General features: G+C 70.9%; 11 protein-coding genes. 5 read left to right on the top strand and 6 right to left on the bottom strand.

Annotation, left to right across the window (positions count from 1 at the left end):
• Positions 1 to 40 precede the first annotated feature (40 nt).
• The 5 genes from ACFWV3_RS10910 to mraZ all read right to left on the bottom strand — a co-directional run bounded on the left by ACFWV3_RS10910 (position 41) and on the right by mraZ (position 5,688).
• Positions 41 to 1,228: a putative glycoside hydrolase gene (locus ACFWV3_RS10910; protein ID WP_382410651.1), complete on the bottom strand. Its 1,188-nt coding sequence runs from the start codon at positions 1,226 to 1,228 to the stop codon at positions 41 to 43.
• A 361-nt stretch (positions 1,229 to 1,589) separates the two neighbouring features.
• Positions 1,590 to 3,500 (bottom strand): peptidoglycan D,D-transpeptidase FtsI family protein, encoded by a 1,911-nt coding sequence (locus ACFWV3_RS10905; protein WP_382410649.1) that lies wholly within the window; start codon positions 3,498 to 3,500, stop codon positions 1,590 to 1,592.
• The gene (locus ACFWV3_RS10900) at positions 3,500 to 4,138 is read right to left on the bottom strand and encodes a hypothetical protein (protein ID WP_382410647.1); all 639 of its coding nucleotides are present in this window, start codon (positions 4,136 to 4,138) and stop codon (positions 3,500 to 3,502) included. The genes ACFWV3_RS10905 and ACFWV3_RS10900 overlap by 1 nt, the downstream gene beginning before the upstream one ends.
• Positions 4,135 to 5,088: a 16S rRNA (cytosine(1402)-N(4))-methyltransferase RsmH gene (gene rsmH / locus ACFWV3_RS10895; RefSeq protein ID WP_382410645.1), complete on the bottom strand. Its 954-nt coding sequence runs from the start codon at positions 5,086 to 5,088 to the stop codon at positions 4,135 to 4,137. Before rsmH ends, ACFWV3_RS10900 begins: the two co-directional genes overlap by 4 nt.
• Before the next feature lie 168 nt (positions 5,089 to 5,256).
• Positions 5,257 to 5,688, bottom strand: a complete 432-nt coding sequence (mraZ, locus tag ACFWV3_RS10890) for a division/cell wall cluster transcriptional repressor MraZ (RefSeq protein WP_053733094.1) — start codon at positions 5,686 to 5,688, stop codon at positions 5,257 to 5,259.
• 405 nt (positions 5,689 to 6,093) lie between these two features.
• Between mraZ and ACFWV3_RS10885 the strand changes: the two genes are divergently transcribed.
• Genes ACFWV3_RS10885 through ACFWV3_RS10875 form a run of 3 tightly spaced genes read left to right on the top strand, consistent with a single transcriptional unit; the run spans position 6,094 to position 10,890 of the window.
• Entirely contained in the window at positions 6,094 to 7,146 is a 1,053-nt protein-coding gene (locus tag ACFWV3_RS10885) for an AAA family ATPase (RefSeq protein WP_382410642.1), read from the top strand.
• Positions 7,147 to 7,148: 2 nt separating this feature from the next.
• Entirely contained in the window at positions 7,149 to 8,414 is a 1,266-nt protein-coding gene (locus ACFWV3_RS10880; protein ID WP_382410640.1) for a DUF58 domain-containing protein, read from the top strand.
• A 1-nt stretch (position 8,415) separates the two neighbouring features.
• On the top strand, positions 8,416 to 10,890 hold the full coding sequence (locus ACFWV3_RS10875; RefSeq protein WP_382410638.1) for a transglutaminaseTgpA domain-containing protein: 2,475 nt from the start codon (positions 8,416 to 8,418) through the stop codon (positions 10,888 to 10,890).
• 77 nt (positions 10,891 to 10,967) lie between these two features.
• Here the strand turns inward: ACFWV3_RS10875 and ACFWV3_RS10870 are convergent, their stop codons facing one another.
• Positions 10,968 to 11,363, bottom strand: a complete 396-nt coding sequence (locus tag ACFWV3_RS10870; RefSeq protein ID WP_382410636.1) for a DUF3040 domain-containing protein — start codon at positions 11,361 to 11,363, stop codon at positions 10,968 to 10,970.
• A gap of 282 nt (positions 11,364 to 11,645) precedes the next feature.
• Here ACFWV3_RS10870 and ACFWV3_RS10865 point away from each other — a divergent pair, with 282 nt between their 5' ends.
• Both ACFWV3_RS10865 and ACFWV3_RS10860 read left to right on the top strand, forming a co-directional pair.
• Positions 11,646 to 12,152 carry a hypothetical protein gene (locus tag ACFWV3_RS10865; RefSeq protein WP_382410634.1) on the top strand — a complete coding sequence of 169 codons (507 nt, stop codon included), beginning with the start codon at positions 11,646 to 11,648 and terminating at the stop codon, positions 12,150 to 12,152.
• A complete protein-coding gene (locus tag ACFWV3_RS10860; protein ID WP_382410632.1) occupies positions 12,152 to 13,690 on the top strand; it encodes an alkaline phosphatase D family protein in 1,539 nt (512 codons plus the stop codon). Before ACFWV3_RS10865 ends, ACFWV3_RS10860 begins: the two co-directional genes overlap by 1 nt.
• The last annotated feature ends 334 nt before the right edge of the window (positions 13,691 to 14,024 follow it).

Below are 14,024 nucleotides of genomic sequence, written 5' to 3'. Positions count from 1 at the left end.
GTGCGGGGACGTGGGGGCGGCGCCGTCGCGTTCCGGACGACTAGCAGGGCTTGCGCAGCACCGACCCGGTCGTGCCCGGCACCAGCACCGAACGGACCTTGGTGCCCTTCTCGGTGGTGTACGTCGTCGTGCCCAGCTGGACCAGGACGGACGAGCTGCCCGTCTTGTTCGCGTTGACGACCACCGTGCCGCAGGCGAAGTCGCGGCGGTACACGTTCGTGGCGACCGAGTAGGCCTTGCCGGCGGGCGCGCCCAGGTTCCAGTCGTACTCGGCGTGCCACGGCGAGGCGCCGTCGTAGCGGTCGGTCTCCTCGATCTCGGTGATGGCGGAGCGGTCGCCCTTGGCCAGCAGGTAGCTCGCGAAGGCGTAGCGGAACGGCTGCTCGGCACCGCTGTGGTGCGGCTGGACCCAGGTCATCTTGCCCTTGGCCTCGTTGGCGGTGATCTCGGCGATCTGGCGGCCCCAGCCCTGGGCGTACTCGGACAGCATGTCCTTGTCGCCGAACGTCAGCCACCACTCGTCGAAGCCACCGTCGAGGTTCGCGACGTACGAGTCCCACACGCCGTCGTACAGGCGGGCGTTCGACAGGTTGGCGACGGTCTTCAGGCCGGCGGCGACGAACTTCGCACGGGTGTTGGCCAGCATCGAGAGGTAGGCCTTCCGCATGGCGGCGTCGGTCGGGTAGGCGGCGGGGCACACACCGGGGTGGTACGTGTCACAGGCGAACAGCGCGTTGTCCATGAAAACACCGTCGAACGCCTTGCTCGACGCGATCACCTTGTCCGCCCACGCGTTCTGGTATGCGACGTTGCCCACGTCCATCTGCCAGTGACCCTCATAACCCTCGTACTCGAAACGCTGACCGTTCTTGTCGAGCAGGAACCACTTCGGGTCGGCCGCGCAGTAACCCACACCCGTCGGGAGGTTGGCGTCGTCGCTCCCCTTCGTGCACGCGTAGCTGCGCGTCGAGGAGAGGTCCTTGTAGACGTAGATCTGGATCTTCGGGTTCGCGCTCCTGAACTTGGCGGCGAGGCCGGTCTCCCAGGCGTTGAGCACGATGTACGCCCGGCGGTTGGCCTCGGTGGCGATCATCGCGTCGGTCACCGGAGTGCCGTTCCAGTGCAGCCAGAAGGACTGGGTGGAGCGCTCGGGAACCGCCGCCTGCGCAGCAGAGGGAAATGCCACGGACATCATCGCCGCCAAGATCAGAACAACTCGAAGAAACATTTTTGGATCCCTCCGCTGCCGATCACCACTTCGGACTACGAAATGGAGAACGCAGCGCTCAGAACCGTGTGACACGGTCTTGAGAGAACCTTGAGTCGCCTTGAGAGAACCTTGAGCTTCAGTTTCTGAGAAACCGGGAAAACGGCAGGTCGGCGCACCACTGGCGCCGAAAAGGACCTACGAGGCCTGGCCTCGGACCTAGTGGTGTGGCTCGGAACGTTGCCGGGGGAATGCGCGGTCAGACGGGTGCATCGCGGTGCCGCCCCCACGTCCTCGTACTGGTTGTACGGGGGCGTGGGGGCGGTGCCGCGAGGCGCCCTGCTGAGCGTGGATTACCTCGCCGACGTTCCGAGACGCGCCACTAGAGCTGCAGCTGCACGAACGGCGTCTGCTCGACCGACATCGGCACCTGGAAGCGCTGCGTCAGGAACGTCGCGATGTCGTGGAACAGCGGCGCCGCCGACGAGCTGAACTGGGTGCCGTTCGGCGCGTCGAGCATGATGCCGACGACGTAGCGCGGGTTGTCCGCGGGCAGGATGCCGGCGAACGTGATCCAGTACTGCGACTGGGAGTAGCACTTGCAGGTCGGGTCGATCTGCTGGGCCGTGCCCGTCTTTCCGGCGATCTGGTAGCCGGGCAGCGCCGCCGCCTTGCCGGTGCCGTTCTGGTTCGCGTCGCGCGGGTCGGACTGCGTGACGGAGCGGAACATGTCGCGGACGGTCTTCGCGGTCTCCGGCGACACCACGCGCACGCCCTCGGGACGCGCCTTCTCCGAGCGCGCCCCCTCCTCGCCGATCTCGGCGCGGACGAGCCGCGGCGGGACGCGCACGCCGTCGTTGGCGATGGCCTGGTACATGCCGGTCATCTGCAGCAACGTCATCGAGAGGCCCTGGCCGATCGGCAGGTTGCCGAACGTCGAGCCGGACCACTGGTTGAGCGGCGGCACCACGCCGGACTCCTCGGCGGGCACGCCGGACTGGGTGCGCTTGCCGAGGCCGAACTTCTGCAGCATCTCGGCGTAGCGCTCCTGGCCGACCTCCTGCGCGGCCATCAGCGTGCCGACGTTGGACGACTTCGCGAACACACCGGTGAACGACATGGGCACGGTGCCGTGCGTCCACGCGTCCCTGATGACCCTGTCCGCGACCTTGAGCGAGCCCGGCACCTGCAGCACGTCGTCCGGCTTGTGCAGGCCGTACTCGACGGCCGCGGCGGCGGTGACGATCTTGTTCACCGAGCCCGGCTCGAAGCTCGACGACACCGCGCCGTTGCGCAGCTGGTCCTCCGACGCCTTGCCGAAGTCGGTCGGGTCGTAGGTCTTGTCGTTGGCCATCGCGACGATCTCGCCGGTCCGGCTGTCCAGCACGACCGCGGAGCCGTTCTTGGCGCCCGACTTCTTCACGTAGTCGGTGACCATCCGCTGCACGGCGTACTGCGTGTCGATGTCGATCGTCAGCTCGAGGCTCTTGCCCGGCTGCGGCTTCACGAGCTCGCGCTCGGTGTTCGGGATGACCACGGAGTCGTTGCCGGACATCGTGTCGACCACGCGGCGGCCCATGCGACCGGCCAGCAGGTTGTCCTGCGCGCTCTCCAGGCCGAGGATGCCCTGGGTGGTCGGCGGCTTCTCGTCCTGGCGCCAGTTCGCGGCGCCGATGATGTTCGACGCCAGCTCGCCGTTGGGGTAGATGCGCTTCGAGCGGTACTCCGAGCCGATCTCCGCCGGGTACTTGTCGACGATCTTCGCGGCCTTGGCCGGCTCCGCCTCGCTGACCAGGACCTCGTAGCTGATGTCCTTCACGAGCTGCCGGTAGACCGACTCCTCGTCGGTCTTCTCGCCGTTGACCTCGGGACCGAGCGTCGACGAGATGAACTTCGCGACCTCGCGCGAGTGGTCCTCGTAGCTCAGCGGGTACTGCTCGGGGTCCTTCGCGCGGGCGTCGTCCCACGACTTCCTGGCGCGCTGCGGGAGGATGTAGAGCGCGCGCACCTCGATCGAGAACGCGAGCTGGTTGCCGTTGCGGTCGAGGATCGAGCCGCGCTCGGCGGGGATGTTCTGGTTGGTGATCCGCTGCGCCTCGGCCTGCTCGGCGAGCTCACCGGCCTGGATGCCCTGCACCTGCACGAGCTTCACGCCCGCGACCAGCAGCGCGCCGATCAGCAGGACGCGGCCCACGGCGAGGCGCACCTTGCTGTTGCCTCCCGAGCGCGCGGCGGGGCGAGGGCCGCGCACCGACAGCGGGCGGCGCGGCCCCCTCTGCTGCGGACCGGGCATCAGCCACCCGCCGGGGGGTTCTGGTTCTGCTGCTCACCGGCCGGAGGCGTCTGACCCGCGGGCGGCGTCTGGCCGGGCGGGGTCTGACCCGCCGGCGGCTGTGACTGCCCGGCCGGCGGCTGGGGCGTCTCCGGGGCGGGCGGGGGCGGCGGCGTCGACTTGGTCGGCGCGCTCGGCTTGCCGAACACCTCGACCGACCCGTCCGGGTTCTGCCGCAGCCGGGCCGGGTTCGACGGTTCGACGAGCCCCATCTCGGCGGCCCTGCGCGCGAGGTCGGTCGGCGACTCGAGCAGCGCCACCTCGCGGCGCAGCTGCTCCATCTGCAGCGTCAGCTTCTCCGCCTCGGACCGCGCCTCCTGCAGGCGGTAGGTGTCGGCGGCGGCCTGGGTCGAGAAGTACATGATCCCGGCGACGCCCGCGCCGAGCACGAGCATCACCAGCACGACGAACGGGGCCTTCGACACCTGCTTGGGCTGCGGTGCCGCGGCGCCGCCGCGCAGGTTCTGGGCGCGCTGGGCCCGCCGGGCGTAGGCGCGCTCGGCCCCGGCGGTGCGCCGCCGCGCCTTGTCCTGGTCCTCGGTCTTCTTCTTGGACGGGTCTCGGGGCGACGACCCGCCGACCCGTGCGGGTGCCGTCATCTCGGGTCTCCGATCCGTTCCGCCGCCCGCAGGCGCACCGGTGCCGCGCGGGGGTTGTCCTCGATCTCCTGCTCGGACGCGAGCTCCGCGCCCTTCGTGACCAGCTTGAGCTCCGGGCCGTGGCCGGGCAGCTCGACGGGCAGGCCCGGCGGCGTCCTCGACTTCGCCAGCTCCGCGAACGCGTGCTTCACCATCCGGTCCTCTAGGGACTGGTACGACTCCACGACGATGCGGCCGCCCATGCCCAGCACGCCCAGCGCCGCCGGCAACGCCAGCCGCAACGACTCCAGCTCGCCGTTGACCTCGATCCGCAACGCCTGGAACGTGCGCTTGGCCGGGTGCCCGCCGGTGCGGCGCGACGCCGCGGGCACCACGGCGTAGAGCAGCTCGACGAGCCGGCCCGAGTTGGTGAACGGCTCCTTCTCGCGCTCCTTGAGCACCGCGGAGGCGATCTTGCCCGCGAACCGCTCCTCGCCGTAGGTGGAGAGGACGCGCGCGAGGTCGCCGTGCGAGTACGTGTTGAGCACGTCCGCCGCCGTCATGCCGGTGCCCTTGGACATCCGCATGTCGAGCGGGGCGTCCTTCGAGTACGCGAACCCGCGCTCCTCCTCGTCGAGCTGCAACGAGGACACGCCGAGGTCCATCAGCACGCCGTCCACGTGGGAGAACCCGAGGTCCTCGACGGCGTCGGCGATGTGGTCGTAGGTGACGTTGACGAGCTTGACCCGGTCGCCGTGGGGCGCGAGCCTCTTGCCGGCCATCTCGATGGCCTGCGGGTCGCGGTCGAGCCCGATGAGCGTCAGTTCGGGGTGGGCGCTCAACAGCGCGTCGGAGTGGCCGCCCATGCCGAGCGTCGTGTCGACCACGACGGCGGGCCTGCCCTCGAGCGCCGGAGCGAGGAGTTCCAGGACGCGGTCCAGCAGCACCGGAACGTGCCGCGGCTGATCCATCGTCCCTCTACTCCCCTGGATGCGAGTTCGGGTGACGTCAGGTCCCCGCCCGCCCGTCGAACCTGGCGCCGGGGAAGGTGCGCCAGGGCCGGTAGTCGAGCGGACCGAGGCCTCACGGCACCCGAATCGCGTGGTGGAACATCCGGCCTGTTGCTCGGCTGACCGCCATCAGAAGACGCCCGGTATGACCTCCTCGCGAGCCGTGGCGTAGCCGTCCTCGTGCTCGTCGAGATAGGTCTGCCAGGCCGCCGCGTCCCAGATCTCCAACCTGGTGAACGCGCCGACGACCACGCACTCCTTGGTCAGCCCGGCGTACCGCCGCAGTTCCGGTGCGATCAGGACTCGGCCCTGACCGTCCGGACGCTGCTCGTCCGTGCCCGCGAACAGATACCGCTGGTAGGCGCGTACGGCGTCGTTGGTGAACGGCGCCTCGGCGACCTTCCTCGCCATCTGCTCGAACTCAGCCCGGGGGAACACGTACAGGCAGTGGTCCTGGCCCTTGGTGACCATGAGACCTCCCGCCAGTTCGTCCCGGAACTTCGCAGGCAGTGTCAGCCGACCTTTGTCGTCCAGGCGCGGGTAGTGAGTGCCGAGAAACAACGGCAGCCACCTCCCTCGCCGGGCGACGGACCGGCAGTGGAGCCCCCGTCTGCCCCACCGGCCGCCACAGTACCCCACTTTTCACCACAGTCAACGTTGAAACAGGTGTCCGCGCACCATGTCGTAACCCGTTTTCGCAGGTCGCGGGGGTGGGGCGGCGTGGGGGGACGGTGGGGGAACCGATCAGCCACCACCTTGCCGAGTGAGGGTTCAGCCCGGATTCAGCACTCGAACGGCCTAGAAATTTCGGCCAAAACATGGGGTTGGGGCGCGTTGGTGGGGGAAGGTGGAAACTGGTGGTGCGAACCCGATGTAGCCCGCAGGTGTAGGGCACTTAGCCGTGGTTTGACACACTGCGTGAAACGCTCACACGTCCGTGTTCCGGACACGGCTGCTGGAGGTTTAGTGACACCGGGAAGCCCAAGCGCGAACTCACACGCGCCGGTCGATCAGGTCCTGGGAGAGTTGCACGGCGCCGTCCAGCGGATCGCCGCCAACGTCGAACGGGTGCTCGTCGGCAAACCCGACGTGGTCCGCCTCGCTCTCGTGACATTGCTCGCCGAGGGGCACCTGCTGGTCGAGGACGTGCCGGGCGTCGGCAAGACCTCGCTCGCGAAAGCGCTTGCCCGCTCGATCGACTGCACGGTGAGCCGGGTGCAGTTCACCCCCGACCTGCTGCCGAGCGACATCACCGGCTCGTCGATCTACAACCGGCAGGAGAACGACTTCGAGTTCCGGCCGGGACCGATCTTCGCGAACATCGTCGTCGGCGACGAGATCAACCGCGCCTCCCCCAAGACGCAGTCCGCGCTGCTGGAGTGCATGGAGGAGCACCAGGTCACGGTCGACGCGAACACCTACCCCCTGGGGTCGCCGTTCATGGTGATCGCGACGCAGAACCCGATCGAGATGGAGGGCACCTACGCCCTCCCCGAGGCGCAGCGCGACAGGTTCACCGCGCGCGTGTCGGTCGGGTACCCGGACCCGCAGGCCGAGCTCGCCATGGTCGACGAGCACGCGGGCCACAACCCGCTCGACGACCTGCGGCCCGTCTCGGACGCGGCCCAGATCCTGCGGCTCATCGAGGCCGTGCGCCGGGTGCACCTCTCGCCGGAGGTCCGCCGGTACGCCGTCGAGCTGGTGTCGGCCACGCGCCGGCTGCCGGAGCTGCGGCTGGGCGCCTCGCCCCGGTCGACGCTGCACCTCGTGCGGGCCGCCCGCGCGCAGGCGGCGCTGGCCGGCCGCGACTTCGTGGTGCCGGACGACATCCACTCGATCGCGATCCCGGTGCTCGCCCACCGGCTCGTGCTCACGGCGGAGGCCCAGGCCGCCCGCCGGTCCCCCGCGGACCTGATCAGGGCGTTGCTGCAGCGCGTGCCGGTGCCGACGGCGGCACTGGACCCGAGTGCGGCGTTCGTCCGCAGCATGAACAACAACAACGCAGGGACGCCACGCTAAAGATGCGCACCGCACTCTCCGGTCTGACCACACGCGGACGATGCTTGCTGGCCGCGGGGTTCGCCGCCGGAGTGTGTGCCGCGGTCCTGAACGAACGCGACCTCCTGCGGGTCGCCGCGTTCGTGATCGCGCTGCCGCTGCTGGCCGCGTGGCTCGCGACGAGGGCCAGGGTGGGGCTGCACGCAGCCCGCTTCCTCGCGCCGAGCCGCGTGCCGGTCGGGGCGGCGTCCGAGGTGAAGCTCGACCTGCGCAGCACCGGCCGGTTGCCCACGGGCGGGCTGATGCTGGAGGACACCGTGCCGTACGCGCTCGGCGCGCGGCCGCGGTTCCTCGTCGAGCGGCTGCCGCGCAACACGCCCACGACGCTGCGCTACCCGCTCAAGCCGGTGATGCGCGGCGTTCAGCAGGTCGGGCCGCTGATGGCGCGGGTCACCGACCCGTTCGGGCTCGCGGAGTTCGACCGCGAGCTCGCCGGCCGGTCGCGCCTGGTCGTCGTGCCGCGCGTGGTCCGGCTCGCGGGGCTGCCCGGCGGCTCCGGCATGGGCGCGGGCGACGACGGCTCGGTGCGGCTGCGCGCGGGCCAGGGCGAGGACGACGCGGTGGTGCGGCCGTACCGCCAGGGCGACGACCTGCGGAAGGTCCACTGGCGGTCGACCGCCCGGCGCGACGAGCTGATGGTGCGCGTCGAGGAACGCCCGTGGCGGGGCGGCACGACGGTGCTGCTCGACCACCGGGTGCACGCGCACCGCGGCAGCGGGCCGACGGCGTCGATCGAGTGGGCGATCTCGTTCGTGGCGTCGATCTGCCTGCACCTGCACCACTTCGGGCACCAGGTGCGCCTGGTCTCCGAGGACGGGCGGGTGCTCGCGGGCGGGGCGTCCGACGGCGGGCACAGCGACCACGTGGTGCTGGACTCGCTCGCGGCGCTGCAGGCGTCGCACCGGCGTGAGCTGAGCGCCGGGATCGACCCCGGTGCCGGCCAGGAGGTCATCGCGGTGCTCGGCGGCGTGTCGCCGGCGTCGGTCGAGGAGCTGATCCGCTACCGGCCGCGCGGCACGCGCAGCCTGGCCGTGCTGCTGGACGTGAACGCGTGGGCGGGCACCACGGACTCCGCGGCCCCCGACCCCGAGGACGCGCGCCGGTTGCTGACCGGCGCGGGCTGGGGTGTGGCGATCGCGAAGCCGGCGGCGTCGATGCAGCAGGTGTGGCAGGAGTTGTGCGCCTCGGCAGGCAACCGGGGTCCGTCGGTGCGCTCGGAGGTGGGCTGAGGTGGGGACCCGTTCCGCTCCCGCGAAGGGCGCTGAGCCCGAGTGGTTCACGTCGGCGACGCCGTGGATCGCGGCGCTGGCCGTGTTGTGCGCGTCGACCGCGCTCTCGGGTGTGATCGAGGGCGACCTGTGGCTGGTGCGCATCGGCGTGGTGATCATCGCGATCACCGTGACCGGCGCGTTCCTGCGCGCGACCAGGCTGACCCCGCCGCTGGTGGCGATCGCCCAGGTCGCGGTGCTGTTGTGCCTGCTCACGGCGTTGCACACGCGGTCGGGCATCTTCCTGTTCATCCCCGGCCCCGAGGCGCTGGGCGAGCTCGGCGACGTGCTCGCGGAGTCGGTGGCGCAGGTGCAGACCGGGGTTCCGCCGGTGCACGCGACACCGGCCATCCAGGCGCTGGTGGTGCTGGCGATCGGCCTGGTCGCGGTGCTGGTGGACACGCTGGCCGTGGCCGCGGCGGCACCGGCGGCGTCCGGGCTGGTGCTGCTGTGCGTGTTCGCGGTGCCCGCGTCGCTGGCCGACGAGATGCTGCCGTTCTGGACGTTCATCCTGGGCGCGGCGGCGTTCGCGATGCTGCTCGCGGTGGACGGCCAGCACCGGCACGAGGCGTGGCGCGGCCGGCTCGGTTCGGGGTCGGCGAGCGGGACCGGTGGTTCGGCGACGACCGTGGCGAGCATCGCGATGGTGATCGCGCTGATCGTCGGTGCCGGGTTCACGTTCGTCGGCACGGTCGGCAGGCTGCCCGGCGGCGGCGCGGGCGGTGGCGGCAAGGGCGGCATCGGGCTGAGCGAGATGACGTCGTTGCGCGGCATGCTCAACCGCGGCCGGACCGCCGAGGTCTTCTACGTGCGGGGCCTGCCGGAGCAGACGTACCTGCGCGCGACCACGCTCGCGCGGTACGTGCCGAACAAGGGCTGGGAGCGCGGCACCGACCCCGGTGGCCAGCCGGCGCGCGGCGAGCTGCCGCTGCAGCCGGGTGACCGCGGTGAGGGCAAGACGACGCGGATCAACATCGAGCCGCGCGACTGGAAGAGCTTCTGGCTGCCGACCTACGGCTCGGTGCGCCGGGTCGACACCCCCGAGGACGACTACCGCTTCGACGCCAAGAAGGGCGTCATCTTCTCGCAGCGGGAGCGCGAGCCGGAGCCGTACGAGATCGACACGGTGCTCTCGACGCCGACCAAGCAGGCGCTGCGGCTCGCGTCCGGGCCGAAGAACCTGGTCGACGGCGAGTACTACAAGTTCGAGGGCGTCGAGCAGCCGGTGATCGACCTCGCGAACAGCATCGTGAAGGACGCGACCAACGACTTCGACAAGGCCGCCGCGCTCACGGCGTTCTTCAACAGCCCGACGAGCGACTTCAAGTACGACCTGAAGACCCAGGGCGACGTCACCAAGGACGCGCTGACGGAGTTCGTGACGAAGACCAAGGTCGGCTACTGCGAGCAGTACGCGTCCGCGATGGCCGTGATGGCCCGCGTGGTCGGCCTGCCGTCGCGCGTGGCGATCGGCTTCACCGCCGGCGTCTCGGCCCCGGACAACGCCTACCGCGTGATCAGCACCGACGACGCACACGCGTGGGTGGAGATCTTCTTCCCGAACCACGGCTGGATGACGTTCGACCCGACCCCGATCTCCGACGGCCGCGGCGTCGTGCCGCCCTACCTGCGTGAGACCGCGCCGGGTGCGGAGGAGCAGCCGACGGCGAACACGCAGACCGAGTCGTCGTCCCCGTCCACGACCGGGTCGGCCCAGCAGTCGACGGCTGCCGAGGACGACGGTGGCGACCAGACCGTGGCGCAGGCCGGAACTCAGGGGCCGCCGTCGTGGCACCTGTGGGCTTTGGCGATCGTGCTGGTGCTGGCCGTCCTGCTGACCGGGTTCCTGGTACTCGCACTGCTCGGTGTGATCGGCGCGGGCCTGGCCGGTGTGTCGTGGGCGCGCAAGCTGCTGATCCCCGCGGCGGCCGGGCTGTGGCTCATCGGCGTCGGTCTCGCGGCCGCGTTGCTGTCGTGGTGGCTCGCCGTGCCGCTGGTGGTGCTGGGGCTAGTCCTCACGCCGCTGCTCGTGCGCGGCGTGCGCAGGCACAACCGCCTGCACTCGGTGGCGGCGCTCGGCGCGGACGCGTCGACGGCGGCGTGGAGCGAGCTCATGGCGGAGTCGGTCGACCGGGGCGCGCCCGTGCCCGCGGCCGAGACGATCAGGGCCGCGGCCCGCAGGCTGGCCCGCGAGCACAACCTGGACGAGGCGGGCAAGACCGGTCTGCGCACGGTCATCGGGGCGATCGAGCGGTCCTGGTACAGCGCGAACCCGACGGCCGACCCCGCTCTGCCGGGCGCGCTGGCGGCGGTGCGGCAGTCGTTGCGGCAGAACGCCCCGCTGTCGTTGCGGGCGAGGCTCTTCCCGAAGTCGGTGCTGAAGCCGGCGGCGGCGCCGGTGGCGGAGACGCCGGACCGCGAGCCGGTCCCGGTCTAGGTCCCCCCGGCCCCTGGCACAAACGACGGGCCCGCTCCTCTGGCGAGGGCGGGCCCGTTGTCGTAGGTCTGGAAGTCCTACTGCTCCTCGTCGAAGCGACGACGGAAGCGCTCTTCCATCCGTTCGGAGAACGAGCTGCGGCTGCGCGCTGGCTTGCCGTCCTCCTGCCCGCCCTCGGCGACCTGGTCACCGCGACGCAACGTCGTCAGGGTGATGAGCACACCGAAGAACATGAGCAGGAAGCCGAAGACGCTCACCACGGGAATGCTGGCGATCGCGAGCTGCGGCAGCATCACACCGGTGATGAGCGCGGCCACACCGACCACGAACAACACGATGCCCTGTACACGGCGCCGCTTGGACGGCCGCCGCAACTTGGCGCCTCGTACGGTGGATGCGAACTTCGGGTCTTCGGCGTAGAGCGCGCGCTCGATCTGGTCGAGCAGTCGCTGCTCGTGCTCGGAGAGTGGCATCGTTCCTCCTCCGGCACAGCGGTCGCGGGCGCCGGGTGTTCTCGGTTTCCGCCGAACCCGGCGGACGCCCCACCCTGGGGACGTCACCCTCCAGGATACGATCCGCGCGGCCCGGCGACTACCCAGTGGGCCTTCTCATACGGTCGGTTCTGTCACCATCATCCTCCTGGGGCAGCGGTGAGGGCGTCGTGAGGCCCCCAACCGGCCCTTGTGGCCTGCCGTTCACACCGCGTTCCGCCGCGGGACCGGCCCGCGCAAGCCCCGCTTGGTCGGATCGGTGCCATGACCGAACTCATCGTCAACGGCGACGCCGAACAGGGCCTGACCGGCTGGCTCACCGTCGCGGGCGCTCCCGTGGCGCTCCGGTACGACACCGGGCAGGGGTATCCGGGACCGGGTGATCCGGGTCCCGCCGCGCGCGGTGCCGCGTTCTTCGGCGGCGGCGACGCACCGAGGAGCACCTTGCGACAGAGCGTGACGCTCCCGCGCCGCGCGTCTCAGTTCGTGGTCTCCGGCTGGCTCGGCGGCTACGCCTCGCAACAGGACGGCGCGCAGCTGTCCGTCGAGTTCCTCGATCCCGCCGGCACCCCGCGCGGTCTCGTCGTGCTCGGCCCGGTGACGGCGGAGGAGCGTTCCGGCCGCACGGGCCTGGTCGAACGCTCCGCGCGCGGCACCGTGCCACCCGGCAGCTCCGTCGCGGTGGTGACCCTGCAGCTGACCCGGTCCGGCACCGGTACGTCGAACGACGGCTACGCGGACAACATCTCCTTCACGGTCGGGAGCCGCTGATGCTGAACCGACGAGACCTCCTGCGCGCCGCCGCAGCAGCCGGCGCCCTGGGCACGGTGTGGCCCCTGTCCGCGGGTTTGTCGCCTGTGGAGGCTCACGCGGCCGCCCTGGACCTCGGCGCCTCGTGGGACGCGGCGCCGTTCACGCTGGGCGTCGGCTCCGGGGACCCGTTGCCGGACAGCGTGATCCTGTGGACCAGGCTCGCCCCGGAACCGCTCGCGTTCGAGCAGCCGCTGCCCGAGGTCGTCGAGGTCGGGTGGTCCGTGGCCACGGACCGTTCGATGCGCTCCCGCGTCGCCTCCGGCAGCGTCGCCGCGTCGAACCTGTTGGGACACAGCGTCCACGTGCCCGTGCACGGCCTCGTCCCAGGCCGCACCTACTACTACCAGTTCTCCGCGCTCGGCAAGCGCAGCCGTGTGGGCCGCACGCGCACGGCACCCGTCGGTCCCGTGTCGAAGGTGCGGTTCGCGACGGCCAACTGCCAGGCGTTCCACGACGGCTTCTACGCGGCCCATCGCGGGATCGCCGCCGAGAACCTCGACTTCGTCGTGCACCTGGGCGACTACATCTACGAACACGGCCAGGTCGGCGGCACGCCCGTGCGCGACCACGAGGGCCCTGCCGTGCTGTCCCTTGCGGACTACCGGCGCCGCCACGCCCTGTACAAGGGCGATCCGTCGCTGCGGGACGCCCACGCCGCGCACCCGTTCTACCTGACGTGGGACGACCACGAGGTCGCCAACGACTACAGCGGCTCCGAGGGCGCGGCCCCGTTCGTGAAGCGCCGCGCCGCCGCCTACCAGGCCTGGTACGAGCACCTGCCGGTCCGCAGTGGGAGCGCTCTCGAACCGCAGATCCACCGCCGCCGCCAGTGGGGTTCGCTGGTCGACCTGACCGTCCTCGACCTGCGCCAGTTCCGGTCGGCGCAGAACATCGCGGGCGGCACGATCCTGGGCGCCGCGCAGAAGCAGTGGCTGCTCGACGGCATCTCGGGCGCCCGCGAGGCGTGGCAGGTGTGGATCAACTCGATCATGCTGTCGCAGCTCGCCCGCACCGGCGGCGGCTACTACTTCACCGACCAGTGGGACGGCTTCCTGGCCGAACGGCGCGAGGTGCTCGGCCACGTGGCCGGTGCCGGCCTCGAGGACCTGGTCGTGCTCACCGGCGACTGGCACTCGGCGTTCGTGGACGACATCCGCCCGGACTTCGACGACCTCTCGTCCCCGGTGATCGGCACGGAGTTCACCGCCCACTCGGTCACCTCCGGCGCCTACTCGCCGGAGTGGAACGCGGTGAACGGCCCGGTGATGGGAGCGGCGAACCCGCACCTGAAGTACTTCGAGGGCAACAGGTACGGCTACGACGTGTACGAGGTGACGCCGCACCGGTTCACCACGCACATGCGGGTGATCGGCGACCGGCGTGACGCGGCGTCGCCGGTGTCGACGCTGACGACGTTCCACGTCGACCGGGGAAAGGCCGGGAGCTACGAGGACCCGGCGACGGTGGGGTCACCGGCGCAGTACCGGCGCGCCTGAGCTCCGCTTGGTGGCGCGCTCGGTGTGGTGGCAGGTAGTGCGCTCGGCTTAACGGCAGGCGGTGCGCTCGGCTTGGGGACAGAGACGCGCTCGGCTTGGGGAAAGGCGGTGCGCTTGGCTTGGGAACAGGGACACGCTCGGCGTGATGGCAGACGGCGCGCTCGGCGTGGCGGGACGCGGGTCCGGCTTGTCCGCGATCGCGACACCCCGTCCCCCCCACGGACCACCCCCCCCCGCACCCCACCCCCCCCCCCTCGCCCCCCCCCCCCCCCCATGGGGGTTCGTCCAGGGCCGGCACGGCGGCAGCCACGACGAGTTCATGGCGATCTTCTTC

The sequence above is a fragment of the Lentzea sp. NPDC059081 genome (assembly GCF_042738015.1).
In the GTDB taxonomy this organism is placed as follows: Bacteria; Actinomycetota; Actinomycetes; order Mycobacteriales; family Pseudonocardiaceae; genus Lentzea.
This window is presented reverse-complemented; position numbering and strand designations above follow the sequence as displayed.

Excerpts from the sequence above, each read along its gene's own strand:
- ACFWV3_RS10910 (WP_382410651.1), bottom strand. The coding sequence starts at position 1,228 with ATGTTTCTTCGAGTTGTTCTGATCTTGGCGGCGATGATGTCCGTGGCA.
- ACFWV3_RS10905 (WP_382410649.1), bottom strand. The coding sequence starts at position 3,500 with ATGCCCGGTCCGCAGCAGAGGGGGCCGCGCCGCCCGCTGTCGGTGCGC.
- ACFWV3_RS10900 (WP_382410647.1), bottom strand. The coding sequence starts at position 4,138 with ATGACGGCACCCGCACGGGTCGGCGGGTCGTCGCCCCGAGACCCGTCC.
- rsmH (WP_382410645.1), bottom strand. The coding sequence starts at position 5,088 with ATGGATCAGCCGCGGCACGTTCCGGTGCTGCTGGACCGCGTCCTGGAA.
- ACFWV3_RS10880 (WP_382410640.1), top strand. The coding sequence starts at position 7,149 with ATGCGCACCGCACTCTCCGGTCTGACCACACGCGGACGATGCTTGCTG.
- ACFWV3_RS10870 (WP_382410636.1), bottom strand. The coding sequence starts at position 11,363 with ATGCCACTCTCCGAGCACGAGCAGCGACTGCTCGACCAGATCGAGCGC.
- ACFWV3_RS10865 (WP_382410634.1), top strand. The coding sequence starts at position 11,646 with ATGACCGAACTCATCGTCAACGGCGACGCCGAACAGGGCCTGACCGGC.
- ACFWV3_RS10860 (WP_382410632.1), top strand. The coding sequence starts at position 12,152 with ATGCTGAACCGACGAGACCTCCTGCGCGCCGCCGCAGCAGCCGGCGCC.